Genomic DNA, 14,326 nt, shown 5'->3' with positions numbered 1-14,326 from the left:
TGGGGAGGTTTGCCGGCAGTGCGGGTTTGGAATGGTTGCGGTAATTCGCGAAGCCGTGCCATCCGGTCATGCCGCGCATTACGGCCCCGCAGGCGGGGCATCATTCCTTGCCCCCGCCTGCGTCAGATCGCCGTTACTTGTTCTGCTCGTCGAGGACGGACTGGTAGACGGCCACGGTCTTGTCGGCGATGGACTCCCAGCTGAAATGGTCGCGGGCGCGCTCGTAGCCCGCCTGGCCCATCTTCTTGGCGAGTTCGGGGTCGGCCATGATCTTGTCGATGGCGGCTGCCATGTCATGCACGAACTTGTCGGGATCGGTGGGCGTGCCGGTACCGTCGCGCAGCTGGTCGATCGGCACCAGATAGCCGGTCTCGCCGTCGACGACGACCTCGGGAATGCCGCCGGTGGCGGAGGCGACTACGGGCAGGCCACAGGCCATGGCTTCCAGATTCACGATGCCCAGCGGCTCATAGATGCTCGGGCAGATGAACGCGTCACAGCCATGCTCCAGCGCGTTGAGCTCCGGACGAGGCAGCATCTCCTCGATCCAGATGATGTTGCCACGTTCCTCGTCGAGCTTGGCGAACGCGGTCTTGACCTCCTCGGCGATCTCCGGGGTGTCCGGGGCGCCGGCGCACAGCACCACCTGAATGTCCTTGGAGATCAGGTGCAGCGCCTTGAGCAGGTATGGCAGGCCCTTCTGACGGGTGATGCGGCCGACGAACAGCAGCGTAGGCTTGCTGCGGTCGATGTGGTAACGGTCGAACACAGCCCAGCCCGGGTCGTCGTCGGCCGGCGTGGCGAAGTCGCTCATGGTGATGCCGTTATGCACCACGACGACCTTGTCGGGGTCGAGGTTCGGGTACGCGGCGAGGATGTCCTCGCGCATGCCGCCGGAGACGGCGATGACGCGGTCGGCGTGCTCATAGGCGTCCTTTTCGGCCCAGGAGCTCAGATTATAACCGCCGCCGAGCTGCTCGCGCTTCCACGGGCGGAACGGCTCCAGCGAATGTGCAGTGATGACCAGCGGCGTACCGTGCAGCATCTTGGCGAGGTATCCGGCCAGGCACGCATACCAGGTGTGCGCGTGGGCGATGTCGGCGTCGACGTCGTTGGCTATCTGCAGATCAACGCCGAAGGTCTTCAGCGCCGGATTCGCGTCGGCCAGCTCAGAGGGCGTTCCATAGCCCACGACCTTCAGGCTGCCCTTCGCCGAGCCATCTCCGGGGATGGCGGGTACATCGGCTTCGGTGCGCGGTCCGTCGAACGCACGGACGGTCACGTCGACCCGCTCGGCCAGCACCTTCGAGAGCTCTTCCGCGTGCACGCCTGCGCCACCATAGACATACGGCGGGTATTCGCGGGTGAGGATATCAACTTTCACGATTAAGGCCTCCTTCGTCGGTAACCTTGTTTGCGGCTACTGCCATATATAACTTTAGGGCATTGCACGTCGAAAAAACGCACAATGCCCATGTTCGTGTTGGCGAAAAAACACGCCATAATACCAGATAACTACCGGATACCAGGCTCTCACACCGCGGTGCCGTTGGCGTCCAGGTTCGGGTTGTTGCGGTAGTTGCCGGCCGTGAAGAACAGGCTGAGCACGCCGACGACGAACACGACGGACACGGTCAGGATCAGCCACAGCGGATGCGTGGGCAGCCACATCACCACGAAGAACGCGATGACCGACAGCGCGATCAGCGTCCAGCTGCCGACACGGAACCACTGCCGCACGGAGTGCGGTGCCTTGAACGCCTTGGGATCCTGATAGTTCGGGTTGGCCTCGAACACCGACTCCACTTCCTCATCGACCTCGGTGCGAGCGCTGGGCTTCCACACGCCGCTGTCATCCACGCCCTCCTGAATACGGCGGGACTTCTCCTGAAGCGCGTACTCGTCGAGCATGCCGGATCGGGCACGGCCACGGGTCTGGTCGTACTGCGACGGGACTCCCCGACGCTGATCTTTTGCTGCTTTGCGGCGTTCGGCACGGTTAGGCATCGTTACTTCTCCTGCTCGTTTGTGGATAACACTCCTATGTACTGTACTCCAAGCCGTGCCGTAGCGGCGGTTCGACTCGCACGACGAGACAGATCCGCAATCGTTGGCAATCACGACGTCCGAGCCGTGATCGCGACACGTACCACCCCGCACATAGCCGGCCTCCTTCTGCGGCTCACCCACATATGAGCGGGCCATTCCTCCGGCGAAAACCCACCGGCACACAACGGGACGGGACTTTCGCCAGAAATAGGGAACGCCCGATATGCGACTGGGGGCCGGAAGTCCCTTGAAGAGACTTCCGGCCCCCAGTAGATGTCGGTACGGCGAACCGCCGGACTATCGAATCATCGCGGCAGCATCATCGGACGCTGGGATGCGGTGATCGGCGCGGGCAGCTCGGTGACGCCGGTGAGGTACTCATCAACGGCGGCTGCGCAGGAGCGGCCCTCCGAAATGGCCCACACGACCAGGCTCTGGCCGCGGCCCGCGTCGCCGGCAACGAACACGCCATCCTGAGAGGTGGCGAACTTGTCGTTGCGGGCCACGTTGCCGCGCTTGTCCAATTCGACAGGCAGCTGGTCGAGCAGCGTGGAGGTGTCCGGGTGCAGGAAGCCGACCGAGATGAGCACCAGATCCGCGGGCAGCACGCGTTCGGTACCGGGCTGGCGGGTGAACGGCCCGTTCTCCCCCGGTGCCACATCCACGACCTTCAGACCGGTGACGTGGCCGTTCTCGTCGGCCACGAATCCTTCGGACGCGGTGGAATCCTCAATGTGCACACGGGCCTGTTCCTCGTCAGAGCCGACGAAGTTGACAGAATCGGTGCTGTACACATAGGTGCCGCCCTCCTCCATCGAGGAGGTCTTCTGGTAGAGACGCGCGAACGTCGGCCACGGCTGGTTGTCCGGGCGCTCGTCCGGCTCCTTCGGCATGATCTGCAGCACGGTCACGTCCTTCGCGCCTTGACGGATGGAGGTGCCGAGGCAGTCGGAACCGGTGTCGCCACCACCGATGATGATGACGTGCTTGTCCTTGGCGGTGATGTCGTGCACGGGCTTTACGCCGTACACGCGTCGGGTCGCGTCGGGCAGGAACTCCATCGCGAAGTGAATGCCCTTGAGCTCGCGGCCGGGAATCTTCATGTCACGCGGCACGGTGGATCCGATAGCGACGACCACGGCGTCATAGCGGTCGCGCAAATCGTCCCAGCTGATGTCCTTGCCGATCTCCACACCCGTGCGGAAGCGGGTGCCTTCGGCCTCCATCTGCTTGATACGACGGTCGATCAGTCGCTTGTCGAGCTTGAAGTTCGGGATGCCGTAGCGCATCAGACCGCCGATGGCGTCATCGCGCTCATAGACGACGACCGTGTGGCCGGCTCGGGTGAGCTGCTGGGCGCATGCCAGACCGGCGGGGCCGGATCCGACGACCGCCACAGTCTGGTCGGTCAGACGCTGCGGAGGCATGGGCTTGACGATATCCAGACCCCATGCCTGGTCGATGATCGTCTGCTCGTCGAGCTTGATCATCGTCGGCGGCTGGTGGATGCCGAGCACGCACGCCTTCTCGCACAGTGCCGGGCAGATGCGTCCGGTCACTTCGGGGAAGTTGTTGGTGGTGGACAGACGATTGTAGGCGTCCTCCCACTTCTCCTGACGAACCAGATCGTTGAACTCGGGGATGATGTTGCCGAGCGGGCATCCGGTCATGCAGAAAGGAGTGCCGCAATCCATGCAGCGGGCGGCCTGTTCGGTGGTCCACGGCTGCAAGCCGGACTCAGCATGGACGTCAAGCCAGTCCTTGATGCGCTCCTCGACGGGGCGTTCCGCCAGTTCGCGACGGGTACGGACCTTCAGGAATCCTCTGGGATCTCCCATGTCAGTGCGCTCCTTCCATCACCTGCTCGTACACCTGTTCCCAGGCGCCGGGCGTGTTGAAATCGATATTGTCTTCCTCGGCCTTCGCCATGGCGGCGGTCATGGCCAGATAGTGTTCCGGCACCACGTGCGTGAACCGGGCGACGGTGTGCTTCCAATCCTTGAGGAGTCCGGCGGCGAATGCGGAACCGGTCTCTTCGGCGTGACGCTTCACCAGATCGTGGACCAGTGCCTGTGCTTCGTCGTCCAGCGGTAGGAACAGCAGCGAGCCGTCCTTCGCCGCGGTCGGATTGACCTGGTTCATGTCCAGATCGAGCACGTACACGTTGCCGCCGGAGAAGCCGGCACCGAAGTTGCGGCCCATGGAGCCGAGCACCACGACGGTGCCTCCGGTCATGTACTCGCAGCCGTGGTCGCCCACGCCCTCGACCACGAACGTGGCGCCGGAGTTGCGCACGCCGAAACGCTCGCCTGCACGGCCGGCCACGAACAGCTCTCCGGAGGTCGCGCCGAAACCGGTCACGTTGCCCGCGATGACGTTCTCGTGCGGGTCGAAGGTGACGCCGTCCTCGGGGCGTACGATCAGGCGTCCGCCCGACAGGCCCTTGCCGGCGTAGTCGTTGACCTCGCCGTAGACGCGGATGGTCTCGCCACGCGGGATGAACGCGCCGATCGACTGGCCGCCGGCACCGTGGAACGTCATGTCGATGGTGTCGTCCGGCAGTCCTTCGGCACCGTAGCGGCGGGTGATCTCGTAGCCGACCATCGTGCCGAGCGTACGGTTGACGTTGCGGATCGGCATCTCGATGCGTACCGGCTCCTTGCGCTCCAGCGCGGGTTCGGCCATCTCGATGAGCTTGTTGTCGAGCGCCTTCTCCAGTTCGTGGTTCTGCTCGATGGTCTGGTGCAGAATCGTTCCGGGAACCGGGCCGGGCTGCATGAGCACGTTGCTCAGGTCGATGCCGTCGGACTTCCAGCGCTTGATCGCCTCGTTCTGGTCCAGGCATTCGACATGGCCGACGGCCTCCTCCAGCGTACGGAAACCGAGCTCGGCAAGCAGTTCGCGCACTTCCTCGGCGATGTACATGAAGAAGTTGATGACCGCTTCCGGCTTGCCCTTGAACCGGGCGCGCAGCTCGGGATCCTGGGTGGCGATGCCCTGCGGGCAGGTGTTCTTCTGGCACGCGCGCATCATGACGCAGCCCTCGACCATAAGCGCCGTGGTGGCGAAGCCGAATTCCTCGGCACCGAGCAGCGCGGCGATGACCACGTCGCGGCCGGTCTTGAGCTCGCCGTCGCACTGAACGACGATGCGGGAGCGCAGACCGTTCAGAATCAGCGTCTGCTGGGTTTCGGACAGGCCGATCTCCCACGGGGTGCCCGCGTGGCGAATCGCGTTGAGCGGCGCCGCACCGGTGCCGCCGTCATAGCCGGAGATCAGCACCACGTCGGCATGGCACTTGGCCACACCGGCCGCGATGGTGCCGACGCCGAACTCCGAGACGAGCTTGACGTGGATGCGCGCCTTCGGGTTGGCCATCTTCGCATCGTTGATCAGCTGCTTGAGATCCTCGATGGAGTAGATGTCGTGGTGAGGCGGCGGGGAGATGAGCTCCACGCCGGGGGTCGCGTGACGGACCTTGGCGATCCACGGCGGGACCTTGGCACCGGGCAGGTGGCCGCCCTCGCCGGGCTTGGCGCCCTGGGCGAGCTTGATCTGCAGGTCGGTGGCGTGCACCAGGTAATCGCTGGTGACGCCGAAGCGGGCGGATGCGATCTGCTTGATGCGGCTGTAACGCAGCGGATCCTCGATGCGGTCGTCGGATTCGCCGCCCTCGCCGGAGTTGGAACGCGCGTCGATCGTGTTCATGGCGATGGCGAGCGTCTCGTGCGCCTCTTGCGAGATGGAGCCGTAGCTCATTGCGCCGGTGGAGAACCGCTTGACGATCTCGGAGGCCGACTCGACCTCGGAGATGTCGATCGGCTTGCGGTCGTGCTTGAACTTCATGAGTCCGCGCAGCGTCATAATGCGGTTCGACGTGTCGTTGATGTGGTGCGAGTACTTCTTAAACATCTGGTAGTCGCCGCGAGCGGTCGACTGCTGCAGCAGGAAAATCGCCTCGGGGTCGTTCAGATGATCCTCGCCGGTGCGACGCCACTTGTATTCGCCGCCGGTTTCGAGGTTCATGTGCGGGGTGGCGGTCCACTGGTTCGGGTAGGCCACGCGGTGGCGAATCGCCACCTCCTCGGCCAGCTCGTCGAGCCCGATGCCGCCGACCTGCGAGACCGTGCCGGTGAAGTACTTGTCGACGATGTCCTTGCTCAGGCCGACCGCCTCGAACAGCTGCGCTCCGCGGTAGCTCATGATGGTGGAGACGCCCATCTTCGACATGATCTTCAGCACGCCGATGGACAGCGCCTTGGTCAGGTTCTTCACGGCTGTGTGCTCGTCGACCTTCAGGTAGCCGGTGCGGGCCAGGTCCTCGACGGATTCGAACGCCAGATACGGGTTGACGCATGCGGCACCGTATGCGATCAGCAGCGCGACATGATGGATCTCACGCACATCGCCGGCCTCGACGGCCATCGAGATCTGCGTGCGGTTGTGCTTGCGCAGCAGGTGGTGCTGCACGGCGCTGGTGAGCAGCAGTGACGGGATCGGGCCCCACGTGTGGTTGGAATCACGGTCGGACAGCACGATGAAGTTGCTGCCGCCCGCGATGGCCTCGTCGACTTCGGCAAAGATCTCCTCAAGGCGCTCGCCCAGCGCCTTGCCGCCGCCGGCCACCTGATACAGGCCCTTGACGACGAACGGACGGTAGTATCCGCCGAGCACCTTGGCCTTGTCGAGCCGCTTGAGCTGCGCCATCTCGTCGGAGTTGATGACGGGCAGCGGGATCAGGATCTTCTTGGCGTGCAGCTCGGAATCCTCCAGCAGGTTCGGCTCGGGGCCGATGGCGGATTCGAGCGAGGTGACGATCTCCTCGCGCTCCCAGTCCAGCGGAGGGTTGGTGACCTGCGCGAACTTCTGGTGGAAGTAGTCGAACAGCATGCGGCTGCGCTTGGAGAGCACCGGCAGCGGGTTGTCGTTGCCCATCGAGCCCAGCGGCTCCTTGCCGGTGTTGGCCATCGGCGTGAGCAGCATCTTGAGGTCTTCCTCGGTGTAGCCGAACGCGCGCTGACGACGCTGCACGGACTGGCCGGAATGGCTCACGTGCTCGCGGTGCGGCAGGTCGCTCATCTCCACGGAGTTGCCTTCGACCCACTTACGGTACGGGTGCTGCGAGGCAAGGTTCCTCTTGATCTCCTCGTCGGGGATGATGCGGCCCTCGTCGGTGTCGACAAGGAACATCTTTCCGGGCTCCAGACGGCCCTTGGAGACGATATGCTTGTCGTCGATCTCCGGCAGCACGCCGGCTTCGGAGGCGAGCACAAGGTAGCCGTCATCGGTGAGCTGCCAGCGGCCGGGGCGGAAGCCGTTGCGGTCGAGCAGGGCGCCCACCTGCGTGCCGTCGGTGAAGATGATGTCGGCCGGGCCGTCCCACGGTTCGATCAGTGTGTTGTTGTACTCGTAGAACGCGCGCACGTCGGGGTCGAGCTGGTCGTTGTTCTCCCATGCCGGCGGCAGCATCATCGAGATGGCGTGCGGCAGGGAGCGGCCGGCGAGGTGCAGCAGTTCGAGGCATTCGTCGAACGTGCCGGAATCCGAATAGCCGGGCGTGGTGATCGGCAGCAACGGCTCGAACTCGCCGAGCAGTTCGGAGCTCAGGCGGCCTTCGCGGGCCGACAGCCAGTTGCGGTTGCCCTGGATCGTGTTGATCTCGCCGTTGTGGGCGAGCAGGCGGAACGGCTGCGCGAGCGGCCAGCTCGGGAACGTGTTCGTGGAGAAGCGCGAGTGCACAATCGCGATCTTCGCCTTCATGCGCGAATCCGACAGGTCGGGGAAGAACGGGGTGAGCTGCATCGTGGTGAGCATGCCCTTGTAGGTGATGGTGCGGGCCGACAGCGACGCGAAGTAGATGCCGACCTCATGCTCGACGCGCTTGCGGATGCGGAAGGTCCTGCGGTCGAGCTCGATGCCCGCCAGCTTGCCTTCGGCGTCGGCGATGACCAGCGTCTTGAAGCTGGGCATCGAGGCGAGCGCCTGCAGGCCGAGCCCGTCCGGGTTGGTCGGCACCACTCGCCAGGCGAGCACTTCCAGACCCTCTTCGCGCACGATGCTCGCGATGGCCTGCTCCTGCTGGCCGGACGTGGCGATGTCGCGGTCGAGGAACGCGATGCCCGCCGCGTAATGGCCGGCCTCGGGCAGTTCGACGCCCGTGGTGGCCCGCATGAACTCGTCGGGCATGCTCATCAGGATGCCCGCACCGTCACCGGTGTTCTCCTCGGCGCCCACGGCGCCACGGTGGTTGAGATTGACGAGCACTTCGATGGCGTCGTCGATGATCTTACGTTCCGGCCGCTTGTTGAGTGTGGTGACCATACCTACGCCGCAAGCGTCATGTTCTGAGCTTGGGTCGTACAGACCTTGTGATTTATGTATGCTCAAATCGAGCGGGGCGTGGAAAGTCACCGAAACCACCTTCATATCGTTTTGGCAGGATCTTGACAACCTGCGGTTCTTTTGTTAGTGCGTAGGAAAGAGTACCGCTCGGCTATGTCAAACACGTTTCGCTGTCCATATACCGAGTCGAGGTGTTTGTCAATACCCAGTTTCAATGTTTCTCAAGCGATTCGGAAAATCTGCGGCACCCGTTTCGCATGTCAATGAGATGCCTCTTATGTGAATGGTGTGTTAAGTGTGACGAATATCACTGTCACTGCCGCCGGACCCCTTTGCCCGGCGAAGACGTCACTGCCCGGCGTCGTATGCGCGATCCAGATGCATGAAATCCGGCACCCGGTACCATTTGACCGTGTAACCGGCGCCATGCGCGCAGAACACTGAATCAGGGGTGTTTTCGAGATCGTCTCCCGGATCGTATCCCGCTTGTTCGATGACCTCGGCCGCATTGTGGCATGGCCGGTAGCCGTCGAACACGCACCCCAGATGGCCCGTGCCGTGGGTGTAGACGTTCACGTCCATGGCATAGTCGCGCATCTCGGATACCGGGCAGACTCCCGCCAGCACGGCGAACTGGCCGTCCATCTCGGGTGGGTCGAACGTGCCCGACATGCGTTGTATGTCGGACATGGCCCGGCCGAGCATGTCCTGCGGGATGTCGAGCCGGAAGCGGTACCACGGTTCGAGCACCCGGCACCAGCCGGGATCGCGGGCGGCCGCGGAGGCGAAGGCGCTGCCGTCCGACGGCTCCGATTCGTCCGTCCGGGCTGTTTTGGCATCGGCTACGGCCGCGTCTTCGGCGACGTCCTCCGCGGCGTCCTCGTCGAACAGGTCGTGCCGGGAGAAGTCTCCCTCGACCAGGGCGGTCATCAGCCCCTGTCGGATGGCCCGGTAGGTGGCTTGGCGGAAATCACCACCCTCCGTATGCTTCTCGTGCGCGCGGCCGGTGAGCAGCGTGAGCTTCATGTCGGTGATGGGGACGCCAATGAGCACGCCCAGATGCTCCTTCTCGGCGAAATGCGTCAGGATGAGCCTCTGCCAGTTGCGGGCCAGCACGTCTTCGGAACAGGATGTGGCGAAGGTCAGTCCGCTGCCCGGCTCGCCCGGCTCCAGCAGCACGTGCGCCTCGGCGTAGTGTCGTAGCGGCTCGAAGTGGCCGATGCCCTCCACCGCATGGGCGATCGTCTCCTTGTAGAGGATGGATCCGGGGCCGAAGCCGACGTTCAAGTTGAAACGGTCCCGCATGATCTGCTGGATGATCTCCAATTGAACCGCGCCCATGAGCTGCACATGGATCTCCTGCAGCCTCTCCTGCCATACCACATGCAGCAGAGGGTCCTCATCATCCAGTTCTCGCAGCGCGGTCAGGCAACGGTGAGGATCCTCCCCCTGCGGCAACAGCGTGTAGGTGAGCACCGGCTGCAGCACCGGGGCATCGGCGTCGCACTGGTCGCCCAGCCCCTGACCGGGGCGGCTGTGCGTCAGGCCGGTGACGGCGCAGACCGAGCCGGCGGGCAGTGCATCGACCGTGGTGAATTTCGCGCCGGAATACAGGCGCACCTGGTCGGCCTTCTCGTCGCCGTCAAGCACCATCTTCGCCTTGATCTCTCCCCCGGTGACGCGCAGCCACGTCAGACGGTTGCCATGCTCGTCATGCGACACCTTATATACACGTGCCCCGAAACGAGCACCCGGTTCGATCTCCTTGGTATACCGTTCAAAGCCGGCGAGGAAGCCATCGATGCCCTCCATGGCGAGGGCGGACCCGAAGAACACGGGGAACAGCGAGCGCGCGGATATCATGGCTTTCAGCCGCTTGTCCGCGACGGCGCCGGAGTCCAGGAACTCGTTCATGGCCGATTCGTCGAGCATCGCGATGTCTTCCATCGACCGGGTCGGAGCGCCGTTCTCGAAGTCCACGCAGCCGTCGGAGAACCTGTCACGCAGCTGGGCGAGCAGTGCGGCCCGGTCGGCACCGGGCGCGTCCATCTTGTTGACGAATATGAAGGTCGGCACGTTGTATCGCCGCAACAGGCGCCACAGCGTCTCGGTATGCCCCTGGATGCCGTCCGCCCCGGACACCACCAGTATGGCGTAATCCAGCACCGCCAGCACGCGCTCGGTCTCGGCGGAGAAATCGACGTGCCCCGGCGTATCGATGAGGGTGATCGTCAGATCGCCGGATCGGATGATGGCGGGCTCGGCGAATATCGTGATGCCTCGCGCCCGCTCCATCGCGTCGGTGTCGAGGAACGCATCGCCGTGATCGACGCGGCCGAGCCTGCGAATCTGCCCAGAACGGTAGAGCAGCGCTTCGGACAGCGTGGTCTTGCCCGCGTCCACATGAGCCAGAATGCCCGCGACGATGTGCTTTTTCATAGCGTCCATCCTATCGGCGGCGAGGACGTGACGGCGGGGAGCCTCGAGCCCCTCTCCGCTTTTCGACCCGTATTGTGATGCCCGCCAACTACTGCCGGTAGCAGCTGAGGAAGTCGGTGAGCTTCTCCGTCGCGTCCTTGAGCACTTCGATGCGCGGCAGGTAGACGATGCGGAAGTGGTCCGGCTCATGCCAGTTGAACCCGCCGCCGCGCGTGATGAGGATGCGCTTGTCATGCAGCAGGTCAAGCGCGAACTGCTCATCATCAGTGATGTTGAACTTCTTCACGTCGAGCTTGGGGAAGATGTAGAACGCGGCCTTCGGCTTGACCGCGGTGACGCCGGGAATCGAGTTCAACGCGTTGTAGATGTATTCGCGCTGCTCGTACAGACGGCCGCCGGGCACAATGTAGTCGTTGACGCTCTGGTGGCCGCCGAGGGCGGTCTGCACGATCGACTGGGCGGGCACGTTCGAGCAGATGCGCATGTTGGTGAGCATGTTGATGCCCTCGATGTAGTCCTTCGCGATGGACTTGTTGCCGCTGAGCACCATCCATCCGATGCGGTAGCCCGCGATCATGTGCGACTTCGACAGGCCGGAGAACGTGACACAGAACAGGTCCGGGGCCATGGACGCGATCGAGACGTGCTGGAGACCGTCCATCACCAGACGGTCGTAGATCTCGTCGGAGAAGATCATCAGCTGGTGTTCGCGGGCCAGGTCGACGATCTGCTGCAGCACCTCCTTCGGGTAGAGGGCGCCGGTCGGATTGTTCGGGTTGATCAGGACGATGGCGACGGTGCGGTCGGTAATCTTGCTGCGCATGTCATCGATGTCCGGGTACCATTCGGATTCCTCGTCGCACACGTAGTGCACGGCGGTGCCGCCGGCCAGGTTGACGCAGGCGGTCCACAGCGGGTAGTCGGGGCTGGGCACCAGCACCTCGTCGCCGTTGTCGAGCAGGGCGGACAACGACAGGTTGATCAGCTCGCTGACGCCGTTGCCGGTGTAGATGTCTTCGATGCCGACATTGGGCAGGTTCTTGAGCTGCGCGTACTGCATGATCGCCTTGCGCGCCGAGAACAGGCCCTTGGACGCGGAGTAGCCTTCCGTGTCGCTGAGTTGCCGGGACATGTCGTAGACGACCTCGTCCGGCGTGCGGAAGCCGAACGGCGCGGGATTGCCGATGTTGAGCTTGAGCACGTGCATGCCGGACTGCTCCATGCGGGCGGCCTCGTCGACGACCGGTCCGCGCACGTCGTACAGCACGTTGTCAAGTTTGGTGGATTTGTTGAAGTGACGCATGGGTGTTCCTTCCAGTTCGTGTGATGGTGACGTTGTCTGAGGTGCTGCCGCTTGGGATGATGGCGTGCGTGGCGCGTCGGCTCGGCCGCCGGGATTGTCCGGCACCCGTTTCGGCTGCGCCGGCATGTCGGGCCGTCCGCGATCATGGCCGAGCAGCCATTGCTCGTCGACCTGCAGTGTATCGGCGAGGAACCTGAGCGTATCCGCGCGGGGCGTGGTCTTGCCGCTGACATATTGGCTGATGTGGCTTTTGCCGAGTTTGACACCTGACGCCTGGGCGGCACGCACGATGTCGACCTGTCTGAGGTGACGGGCGTTCATGGCGGTTCTCAGCCGCGTCGCGAAGCTCTCCAATGACTTCCTCAATTCACGTTGGTTCAAAGTTCAAATTCTGGTTCAAAAGAATATCACGGCTTTGTCAGCAAAACAACCTGAGTTCAATTTTATCTGTATTGAACTTTTCTCCGATGGACATATTTAGTTTGCTTACAACCCAAAAGGTGCTAGCACGGCAGCGAAGCTGCACGGTACGAGACCGCGGCGGAACGCGAGAGACTGCGAAGCTCTCTGCGCAAGGTAATCGAGAATCTTCAAGCCTGACGCAACAGGCATCCCGTCGACCTGCCTTCCAGCACTACATCGGGCAGAACACACGAAAGGAGTCATGATTCATGCCGTATTTCATCAAGCGGCTGATATGCTTTCTGGCGGGAATCGCCATCGGATCCTTCGGCATCGCACTCATCACGAAAAGCGACCTCGGAACCTCGCCGATCTCCAGCATAGCCTGGGTGACGCATTCTCCATCGTGAGCAAGGTGAAGTTCGGCACGGTCAAGGTCTGCTTCGACGTTTCACTGCCGGAGCCACTACAGGCCGACCGCGCCGAACATGCGCTCGATGACGGCGTCGTTGAGCAACCGGCCTCTCCTCGTGGCGACGGCATGGCCCGTCGTCGGGTCGAGGGTGATGAGGCCATCCCCGACCAGCGGCGTGAGGCACGCGTCGTCGATGATGCGCAGCGTTCCCTGCGCCGCATCCTGCGCCCGGTTCACCGCTTCGATATGCCGATTGACGCGGCCGATGTCGAGCCCTTCCCGAATGCGCAGGCCAAGCATGATGAGCTCTTCAAGGTTCTCCGTGGGCGATATGGTCTCATCGCCCGACCACGGCACACGCCCGTCGTTGATGGCCATCCCCCACATGCGCGGATGCGCGATGTCCCAACCGCGCATCGATGTGGAGGTTACGGAAGCCGAAACGTCTCCAGCGGCGTCGCTGTTCGCGGCGTCACCGTCTGTGGAGCTGCCCATAACCATGTTGTAATGGCTGTGCGCTCCAGGGCCCAGGCCGGCCCAGTCGACGTTGCGCCAATACCCGAGATTGTGCCGGCTCTCATAGCCCGGACGCGACCAGTTCGATATCTCGTACCATTCTAGGCCCGCCGCGGCGAACAGGTCATCGGCGATCTCGTATTTCGCTGCCTCGTCGTCATCGTCGGGCTTGGGCAATGTGCCCGCCGCGATCTGTCGACCCATCTTCGTGGTCGGTTCCACGGTAAGTGCATAGGCGGAGACATGGTTCACGCCAAGATCGACTGCCGTGCGCACCGAGTCTCGCCAATCGTCAAGGCTCTCCCCCGGCGCCCCGTAGATCAGGTCCACGCTGGAGCGCAGGCCGGCCCTGTCGGCCGCCCTGACACCGGCCTCCACATTGGCGGGCGTATGCGTGCGGTCGAGGGTTTTCAACACATGCGGCACGGTTGACTGCATGCCGAATGACACGCGGGTGAACCCTCCTTCCGCGAGCGCGCCGATATAGCGCTCGTCGACCGTGTCGGGATTCGCCTCGGTGGTGATCTCCGCCTCCGGTTCGATGCCCCACAGGCCGCGGACCGCGTCCAGCATCATGACCAGATCGCGCGCCGGCAGAATAGTGGGCGTGCCGCCGCCGAAGAACACCGTGGAGACGGGCGGCTCCTCGATGCCGTGCACGAGCTGCCAATCGCGCACGAGACGCATCTCACGCACCACCATGTTCGCGTAATTGCCACGGGACGCGCCCGCGCCCATGTCCGTGGCCGTGTATGTGTTGAAATCGCAGTAGCCGCAACGCCGCATGCAGAACGGCACATGGATGTAGATTTCGTAGCCTGCCGCATCGCCCGCGTTGGCGGGGGTTGTCGGCGTAGCCG

The 14,326-nt window shown here is 63.5% G+C and carries 8 protein-coding genes; 1 reads left to right on the top strand and 7 read right to left on the bottom strand.

Annotation, left to right across the window (positions count from 1 at the left end; all coding sequences use genetic code 11):
* Nucleotides 1-133: 133 nt before the first annotated feature.
* The 6 genes from glgA to BBBF_RS04220 form a co-directional block, all read right to left on the bottom strand.
* Nucleotides 134-1,384, bottom strand: a complete 1,251-nt coding sequence (gene glgA, locus BBBF_RS04245; protein ID WP_003816799.1) for a glycogen synthase — start codon at nucleotides 1,382-1,384, stop codon at nucleotides 134-136.
* A gap of 149 nt (nucleotides 1,385-1,533) precedes the next feature.
* Nucleotides 1,534-2,007: a hypothetical protein gene (locus BBBF_RS04240; RefSeq protein ID WP_003812941.1), complete on the bottom strand. Its 474-nt coding sequence runs from the start codon at nucleotides 2,005-2,007 to the stop codon at nucleotides 1,534-1,536.
* A 347-nt stretch (nucleotides 2,008-2,354) separates the two neighbouring features.
* The gene (locus BBBF_RS04235; RefSeq protein ID WP_003812939.1) at nucleotides 2,355-3,887 is read right to left on the bottom strand and encodes a glutamate synthase subunit beta; all 1,533 of its coding nucleotides are present in this window, start codon (nucleotides 3,885-3,887) and stop codon (nucleotides 2,355-2,357) included.
* 1 nt (nucleotide 3,888) lies between these two features.
* Complete coding sequence (gltB, locus tag BBBF_RS04230) at nucleotides 3,889-8,460, bottom strand: glutamate synthase large subunit (RefSeq protein ID WP_033509710.1); 4,572 nt, start codon at nucleotides 8,458-8,460, stop codon at nucleotides 3,889-3,891.
* A 279-nt stretch (nucleotides 8,461-8,739) separates the two neighbouring features.
* Nucleotides 8,740-10,830, bottom strand: a complete 2,091-nt coding sequence (locus BBBF_RS04225; RefSeq protein WP_033509662.1) for an elongation factor G — start codon at nucleotides 10,828-10,830, stop codon at nucleotides 8,740-8,742.
* An 88-nt stretch (nucleotides 10,831-10,918) separates the two neighbouring features.
* The gene (locus BBBF_RS04220; RefSeq protein WP_161788270.1) at nucleotides 10,919-12,454 is read right to left on the bottom strand and encodes an aminotransferase class I/II-fold pyridoxal phosphate-dependent enzyme; all 1,536 of its coding nucleotides are present in this window, start codon (nucleotides 12,452-12,454) and stop codon (nucleotides 10,919-10,921) included.
* A gap of 350 nt (nucleotides 12,455-12,804) precedes the next feature.
* Between BBBF_RS04220 and BBBF_RS09950 the strand changes: the two genes are divergently transcribed.
* Nucleotides 12,805-12,945 (top strand): hypothetical protein, encoded by a 141-nt coding sequence (locus tag BBBF_RS09950; RefSeq protein ID WP_167335615.1) that lies wholly within the window; start codon nucleotides 12,805-12,807, stop codon nucleotides 12,943-12,945.
* A gap of 56 nt (nucleotides 12,946-13,001) precedes the next feature.
* Here the strand turns inward: BBBF_RS09950 and hemW are convergent, their stop codons facing one another.
* Nucleotides 13,002-14,252, bottom strand: coding sequence for a radical SAM family heme chaperone HemW (gene hemW / locus BBBF_RS04215; protein ID WP_047937773.1), 1,251 nt, complete (start codon nucleotides 14,250-14,252; stop codon nucleotides 13,002-13,004).
* Nucleotides 14,253-14,326: the final 74 nt, after the last annotated feature.

Source organism: Bifidobacterium bifidum ATCC 29521 = JCM 1255 = DSM 20456 (assembly GCF_001025135.1).
Taxonomy (GTDB): domain Bacteria; phylum Actinomycetota; class Actinomycetes; order Actinomycetales; family Bifidobacteriaceae; genus Bifidobacterium; species Bifidobacterium bifidum.
Note: the sequence above shows the minus strand (reverse complement) of the source record. Positions and strands in the feature narration are given on the sequence as shown.

Coding starts and splice junctions, on each gene's coding strand:
- hemW (WP_047937773.1), bottom strand. CDS start 14,252: ATGCGGCGTTGCGGCTACTGCGATTTCAACACATACACGGCCACGGAC.
- BBBF_RS04220 (WP_161788270.1), bottom strand. CDS start 12,454: ATGAACGCCCGTCACCTCAGACAGGTCGACATCGTGCGTGCCGCCCAG.
- BBBF_RS09950 (WP_167335615.1), top strand. CDS start 12,805: ATGCCGTATTTCATCAAGCGGCTGATATGCTTTCTGGCGGGAATCGCC.
- BBBF_RS04235 (WP_003812939.1), bottom strand. CDS start 3,887: ATGGGAGATCCCAGAGGATTCCTGAAGGTCCGTACCCGTCGCGAACTG.
- BBBF_RS04240 (WP_003812941.1), bottom strand. CDS start 2,007: ATGCCTAACCGTGCCGAACGCCGCAAAGCAGCAAAAGATCAGCGTCGG.
- BBBF_RS04225 (WP_033509662.1), bottom strand. CDS start 10,830: ATGAAAAAGCACATCGTCGCGGGCATTCTGGCTCATGTGGACGCGGGC.